Source organism: Caldibacillus sp. 210928-DFI.2.18, from assembly GCF_020554505.1.
Classification (GTDB): Bacteria; Bacillota; Bacilli; order Bacillales; family Caldibacillaceae; genus Caldifermentibacillus; species Caldifermentibacillus hisashii.
Window position 1 is genome coordinate 1 of record NZ_JAJCHL010000263.1, and the last position, 263, is coordinate 263.

At 39.2% G+C, this 263-nt stretch carries 1 pseudogene; it reads right to left on the reverse strand.

The window, feature by feature from the left end:
• Nucleotides 1-263: pseudogene (locus LIZ98_RS17815) on the reverse strand (IS5/IS1182 family transposase); the annotation flags it as partial.

Consider the following 263-nt stretch of genomic DNA (forward strand, 5'->3'; position numbering starts at 1 on the left):
GAAATATCAGCCGGTGCACAAGTTGCATCTAGAATGAGCTTTCCTCGATTTTCTTTTGTATCGGATACATTGTTATCTATTTGGGTCTTATTGATAGAAGAGTCGTTACCATCATCATTGTCTTGATCGTCCGTTTGATTCTGTTCTTCCATGACTATCCATTCATTGACTTCATTAATGATCTCCGGACCGAGTCGTTTTCGAAAATGGGTCATTAACGAATGATGAAACGGAGCTTTTTCTTGGAATGAAGGAAGCCCTAT